The sequence below is a fragment of the Geomonas sp. genome (assembly GCF_035254065.1).
Lineage (GTDB): Bacteria > Desulfobacterota > Desulfuromonadia > Geobacterales > Geobacteraceae > Geomonas.
Genome location: NZ_DATFBA010000328.1, coordinates 1 through 6,009, shown reverse-complemented (window position 1 = coordinate 6,009; position 6,009 = coordinate 1). Strand labels below are relative to the sequence as shown.

6 protein-coding genes are annotated in these 6,009 nt (G+C 63.0%); all 6 read left to right on the top strand.

Going from position 1 to position 6,009, the window contains the following annotated elements:
* On the top strand, positions 1–782 hold a 782-nt coding region (locus VJ604_RS15170; RefSeq protein WP_324083932.1), incomplete at its 5' end, for an ABC transporter permease.
* 251 nt (positions 783–1,033) lie between these two features.
* Positions 1,034–1,768 carry an MJ1433 family protein gene (locus VJ604_RS15165; RefSeq protein WP_324083934.1) on the top strand — a complete coding sequence of 245 codons (735 nt, stop codon included), beginning with the start codon at positions 1,034–1,036 and terminating at the stop codon, positions 1,766–1,768.
* Between the two features lie 95 nt (positions 1,769–1,863).
* Positions 1,864–2,943, top strand: a complete 1,080-nt coding sequence (pheA, locus tag VJ604_RS15160) for a prephenate dehydratase (protein WP_324083930.1) — start codon at positions 1,864–1,866, stop codon at positions 2,941–2,943.
* Positions 2,944–2,956: 13 nt separating this feature from the next.
* Entirely contained in the window at positions 2,957–3,817 is an 861-nt protein-coding gene (locus VJ604_RS15155) for a prephenate dehydrogenase (protein ID WP_324083928.1), read from the top strand.
* A 137-nt stretch (positions 3,818–3,954) separates the two neighbouring features.
* Positions 3,955–5,244, top strand: a complete 1,290-nt coding sequence (aroA, locus tag VJ604_RS15150) for a 3-phosphoshikimate 1-carboxyvinyltransferase (protein WP_324083926.1) — start codon at positions 3,955–3,957, stop codon at positions 5,242–5,244.
* The gene (cmk, locus tag VJ604_RS15145) at positions 5,241–5,936 is read left to right on the top strand and encodes a (d)CMP kinase (RefSeq protein WP_324083924.1); all 696 of its coding nucleotides are present in this window, start codon (positions 5,241–5,243) and stop codon (positions 5,934–5,936) included. The genes aroA and cmk overlap by 4 nt, the downstream gene beginning before the upstream one ends.
* The last annotated feature ends 73 nt before the right edge of the window (positions 5,937–6,009 follow it).

The window sequence follows — 6,009 nt, the reverse complement described above, 5'->3', positions numbered from 1 at the left end:
ACTTCTTCCTGGACCGCAAGGGGTGCATCGTCGGCCGGCGGCTGGCCAGGACCTACGGCTGGCGGGTTGGCGACCAGGTCACCCTGAAGGGGACCATCTTCCCGGGCCAATGGGATTTCGTGGTGCGGGGAATCTTCCACGGTGCCGAGAAGACCACCGAGGAGCGAATGCTTCTCTTCCACTGGGACTACCTGAACGAGGCGCTCAGGAAGACCACCCCTCGGCGTGCGGACCAGGCCGGCTTCTACATCGTCGGGGTCGACAAGCCGGAGCAGGTCGCCCAGGTTTCCCTGGCCGTCGACTCCCTCTTCAAGAATTCGCTCGCCGAGACCCTCACCGAGACCGAGAAGGCGTTCCAGCTCGGCTTCGTCTCCATGACCGAGGCCATCATGGTCGCCATCCAGATCGTCTCCTACATGGTGATCGCCATCATCATGGTGGTGGCCGCCAACACCATGGCGATGACGGCCCGCGAGCGGATCGGCGAGTACGCGACCCTCAAGACCCTCGGCTTCAAGGCGAAGCACCTGGGGCTGCTCATCTTCGGTGAATCGGTGGCGATCTCTTTGTTGGGGGGTGCTGTGGGGGTAGTGTTGACCTTCCCGGCTGCCCGCTGGATCGAAGTGCAGCTTGCCCAGTACTTCCCGTACTTCAGCGTCTCCAAGCAGACCATCGGTCTGGAGATGCTCTGCGCCCTGACCGTCGGTGTGGTTTCCGGCATTTTCCCCACCTGGCGCGGCGCCACCATCCGCATCGCGGACGGCCTGAAGCGGATTGGCTAAACAAAAGACAAAAAACATAAAAGCCTGGCCACAGGGGACACGGAGGTTCCACGGAGGACACAGAGGATACCGGGTGAAAACCTGGTTCTCGTGTGGTATCTTGACTTTTATTTTTCAGTCTCTAGAATTTCCTGCTCCTGTACCGGAAAAGTTTTTCCTCTGAGGCCTCCGTGCGACCTCCGTGTCCTCTGTGATCGGCTTTTCTTTTTGTTTTTATGCAACATGTTCCTGGAGGGTGTGATTTGAGATTCATGCGTTTTCCCACCGACAAGATCGTCTGGTTTTTGCTGGTAGTCTCCCTCATCCTGTATTTCGTCGATTACTTCATGTTCGGCCGTGCCGGCGAAATCGGCTTCAGCTTCATGTCCAACGTCGCCTTTTTGCCGGTCTACGTCCTGTTCGTGACGCTGATGATCGAGCGCGTGCTCAAGGAGCGCGAGCGGGAAGCGATCATCAAGAAGCTGAATATGGTGATCGGCGTCTTCTTCTCCGAGATCGGCACCGAACTTTTGCACCGGTTGCTGGCATTTTTCCCCGACGGCGTGGAACTCTCCAAAAGACTTCGCCCGACCCCGCAATGGAAACGGCACGACTTCGAGGAGGCGCGCCAATTCATCAAGTCCACCCATGCCGATCTCGACGCCCGGGTGGGTGACCTCGGCTCTCTCAAGGAGTTTCTTTCCGAAAAGAAGGGGGTCATGCTGACGCTTTTGGAAAACCCGAACCTTTTGGAGCACGACGTCTTCACCGATCTTCTGTGGGCGGTCATGCACCTCGCCGAGGAACTGCAGGCACGCCGCTCCCTGCAGGGTCTTGCCGAGCGCGATCTGGACCACCTCTCCGGCGATTTGAAGCGCGCCCACACCCATCTTCTGACGGAGTGGATCACCTACATGCAGCATCTGCACGACGATTACCCGTACCTCTATTCGCTGGCGGTCAGGATGAATCCGATGGACCCCAACGCCCACGCGGAGGTCTCCTGAACGGCAAGAGAAAATCGTTGCAAATTTGCCAGTCGTGACATATAACTAGACCCTTCGCTAACTGTCATTACCCCCGCCCCGGAAGGTAACCTCGCTTGAAAGAAAAGCTGACACTGCCAAAGCTGCGCCAGGCAATAGACGCGGTTGACGACAATATTCTCGACCTTTTGAACCAGCGCGCCAAGCTGGTCATGCAGGTCGGCGCCCTCAAGACCGAGGCCCGCAGCGACTTCCACGTCCCCAGCCGCGAGCGTGAGATCTACGAGCGGCTGACCGCCGCCAACCCGGGGCCGTTCCCTTCGGATTCCATCAAGAGCGTGTTCCGCGAGATCATCTCCGCCTCGCTCGCCCTGGAGCACCCGATGCGGGTGTCCTTCCTGGGGCCGAAGGCAACCTTCAGCCACCTGGCCGCCCTGCAGCAGTTCGGGCTGGCCGCCGAGCTCTGCCCCGAGCGCTCCATCCCCGCCGTCTTCGAGTCGGTGGCCAAGGGCGAGTCGTACTACGGCGTGGTGCCGGTCGAGAACACCACCGAGGGGATGATCTCCCACACGCTGGACATGTTCATGGAGAGCGAGCTGAAGATCAACGCCGAGGTGCTCCTGGAGGTCTCGCACTTCCTGCTCTCGCGCACCGGCCGCTTCGAGGACGTCAAGAAGGTCTACTCGCACCCGCAGCCGCTCGCCCAGTGCAGGAAGTGGCTGGCCGAGAACCTCCCCAACGTGCCCTTAGTGGACGTCGCCTCCACCACGCTGGCCGCCCAGATCGTCTGCGAGGACTACACCGCGGCCGCCATCGCCAGCGAGTACGCCGCCTCCATCTACAACCTGAAGGTGGTGAAGGCCCGCATCGAGGACCAGGTCAACAACTTCACCCGCTTCCTGGTGATCGGCAGGAAGATCGCCGACAAGAGCGGCGACGACAAGACCTCGCTGATGTTCTCGGTCCGCGACGAGCCCGGCATCCTGCACCGGATGCTGGAGCCTTTCGCCAAGCGCGGCATCAACCTCTCCAAGATCGAGTCCCGCCCGCTCAAGAAGAAGGCCTGGGAATACATCTTCTACCTCGACCTCACCGGTCATATCACTGATCCCGAGGTGGCCGAGGCGGTCCAGGAGCTGGGCACCTGCTGCCAGTTCGTCAAAGTGCTGGGTTCCTATCCCCGGGCCCGTGCGTGAGGGATAGATAGCCATGGTATTTGTCAAACGGATGGCCGTGATAGGGGTCGGTCTGATCGGCGGCTCCTTCGCCCGCATCCTGCGCGAAAAAGGGGCGGTAGGCGAGGTGGTCGGCATCGGCCGTGGCGAGGCGAACCTTAAGCGCGGTGTGGAGCTGGGCGTCCTGGACAGCTACTCGCTCGATCCCTGCGAGGGGGTGCGCGGCGCCGATCTGGTCTTTCTGGCCACCCCGGTCTGCTCGATTCCGGCCATGGTGGAGCGCATCGCTCCGTACCTCGAGCCGGGCTGCATCGTGACCGACGGCGGCAGCGTGAAGGAATTCGTGGTCAACGCCTGCGAGCCGCTCATGCCGGAGGGCACCTTCTTCGTCGGCGGCCACCCGATCGCCGGCACCGAACACTCCGGGGTCGAGGCCTCCTTCTCCACCTTGTACCAGGGGAAGCGCTGCATCGTCACCCCCACCGAGAACACCGACGCCGCGGCCCTAGCCAAGGTGGTGGAGCTCTGGAAGATCGCCGGCTCCAACGTGCCGCTCATGGACCCCGTCCAGCACGACCGGGTGGTGGCCGCCATCTCGCACCTGCCGCACATGGTCGCCTACTCGCTGGTGAACGCCGTGGACGGCTACGACCGCTTCGGCGGCGACCTGCTCTCCTTCTCCGCCGGAGGGTTTCGTGACTTCACCAGGATAGCCTCCTCGGATCCGGTCATGTGGCGCGACATCGCCCTGACCAACAAGGACGCCATCATCGAGATGATGGATTTCTTCGTCGACTACTTCGACAGGCTCAGGACCCTGGTCGAGTCGGAAGACTCCAAAGGGCTGGAGGCGTTCTTCCTGAACTCCAAGCAGAAGCGGGACGCGATACTCTAGCATCATTGTCACCTCCCAATCGCGTCCCCCCTTGTTAAAGGGGGGGGCAGGGGGGGATTGCCTTTGGCCGTTGACGCACGCATCTAACCGAAATTGACGCTTTACCTGCTTCGGCAGGCATAAGCGAAAGAGGTCATATGAACAGCTATACCGTCAAGCCCGCCAAGGGGCTGAAGGGTGAGATCAAGGTCCCCGGCGACAAGTCGATCTCCCATCGCTCCATCATGTTCGGTTCCATCGCCTGCGGTATCACCCGGGTCACTGGCTTCCTGCGCGGCGAGGACGCCCTGGCCACCCTGAACGCCTTCCGCGCCATGGGTGTCGAGGTGGAAGACGACGGTATGACCCTCGCCATCCACGGCAAGGGGTTGCACGGCCTCACCGAGCCGTCCGACGTGCTCGACTGCGGCAACTCCGGCACTTCCATGCGCCTTCTGGCGGGTCTTCTGGCCGGGCAGAACTTCTTCTCGGTCTTGACCGGCGACAAGTACCTGCGCGCCCGCCCCATGAAGCGTGTGGTGGCCCCGATCGGCCTGATGGGCGGCCGCATCCACGGCCGCTTCGGCGGTGAGAAGGCGCCGCTCGCCATCCAGGGATCAAAACTGAAGGCGATCGAGTACGACTCCCCGGTCTCCAGCGCCCAGGTGAAATCTGCCATCATGCTGGCCGGCCTCTACGCCAACGGCGAAACCCTCATCCGCGAGCCCCACGTCTCCCGCGACCACTCCGAGCGCATGCTCCGCTACCTTGGCGCGAGCGTGGAGAGCTTCGACGGCGGGGTGAAAATCGGCGGCGACGTCGAACTCTCTGGCAGGGAGATCTCGGTGCCCGGCGACATCTCCTCGGCCGCCTTCTTCATGGTGGCCGCCCTGATCGTCCCCAACTCGGAACTTCTGATCCGCGGCGTCGGCGTCAACCCGACCCGCACCGGCATCATCGACATCCTGAAGGCGATGGGGGGCGACCTCGAACTGCTCAACCAGCGCGAGGAATCGGGCGAGCCGGTGGCTGACATCCGGGTCCGCTCCTCCCAGTTGAAGGGGATCGAGATCTCCGGCGAGCTGGTGCCGCGCGCCATCGACGAGTTCCCGGTCATCTGCGTGGCCGCCTCGCTCGCCGAAGGGACCACCGTGCTGCGCGGCGCCATGGAGCTCAGGGTGAAGGAGACCGACCGCATAGCCGCCATGGCCACCAACCTCCGCAAAGCGGGCGTGGAAGTGCTCGAACTGCCGGACGGCATGGAGATCATCGGCATGGAGAGGATCTCCGGCTGTATGGCCGAGAGCTTCGGCGACCACCGGATCGCCATGTCCATGATGGTGGCCGGCCTGGTGGCCAAGGGCGAGACCCGCGTCTCCGACGTCGACTGCATCGCCACCTCGTTCCCCGGCTTCCGCGATCTCCTGATGGGGGTCGTGCAGCGTTGAGCGGGAAACAGAGAGTAAACGGAGTCATCGTCGCCATCGACGGTCCTTCCGGCGCCGGCAAGAGCAGCCTCACCAAGCTTTTGGCCGCCCGGCTGGGCTACGTCCATATCGACACCGGTGCCATGTTCCGCGCCGTCGCCCTGATGGCCAGGCGCTCAGGGATCGCCTGCGAGGACGACCCGGCGCTTGCCGAGCTCTGCCAGCGCCTGGAGATCCGTTTCCAGCGCGAAGGGGAAATCTGCCGGGTGCTCGCCAACGGCGAGGACGTCTCGACCGCCATCCGCAGCGAGGAGATCGGTCTGCTCACCTCCTGCATCTCGGCCAGGAAGCCGGTGCGCGACGCCCTGCTTGCCATGCAGCGCAAGATGGGCGAGGAGGGGGGCGTCATCCTGGAGGGGCGCGACATCGGCACCGTGGTGTTCCCGGACGCCGAGGTGAAGTTCTTTCTCTCCGCCAGCGCCGAGGAGCGCGGCAGGAGGCGCTGGAAAGAGCTAACCGAGCGCGGCGAGACCGTCTCCCTGCAAGAGACCATCGAGAAGGTCATCTGCCGGGACCGCCAGGACGAAAGCCGCGAGCACGCCCCGCTTCGCAAGGCCGAGGACGCCATCGTCATCGACTCCACCAGCCTTAGCATCGAGCAGGTGCTGGAAGTGATGGAGCGCACCGTGCGGGAAAAGGTGGCCGCAAACTAACGCGGCTAAATTGCCGTCACTCCCGTCCGAAAGTCCCCTCTCCCTCCGGGAGAGGGCTAGGGTGAGGGAAGCC